At 45.4% G+C, this 383-nt stretch carries 1 rRNA gene; it reads right to left on the reverse strand.

The features are described 5' to 3' along the window. Positions 1–299 precede the first annotated feature (299 nt). Positions 300–383: ribosomal RNA gene (locus tag RJP21_RS31090) — 16S ribosomal RNA — on the reverse strand; the annotation flags it as partial.

Raw genomic sequence — 383 nt, forward strand, 5'->3', positions numbered from 1 at the left:
CCGTGTGCTCTTAGTAGCTTAACCATGCTACTCTTTCATTACTTGGTCTTACAATGAAGACACAAGCAGCTAAAAGGATATTTCTAAAACGCAAATTCGTTTCGGTATCTAGTTTTCAAGGATCAAAACCCGGTTTTTCAACCGGACTTATATCATACCATCCTCAGCACCGCTTGTCACCAAGCAAGTTCTGGAAATCGCATGCGAGAGTTTGAACTCTCAAAACTGACCAACGAGTGAGATCATTTTGCCTTGCGGCATATTTGAATGCTTCCGTTACAGGAAGCGATTCTCCATAGAAAGGAGGTGATCCAGCCGCACCTTCCGATACGGCTACCTTGTTACGACTTCACCCCAATCATCTACCCCACCTTCGGCGGCTG

The organism is Paenibacillus sp. VCA1 (genome assembly GCF_031583795.1).
GTDB lineage: Bacteria > Bacillota > Bacilli > Paenibacillales > Paenibacillaceae > Paenibacillus_AQ > Paenibacillus_AQ albilobatus.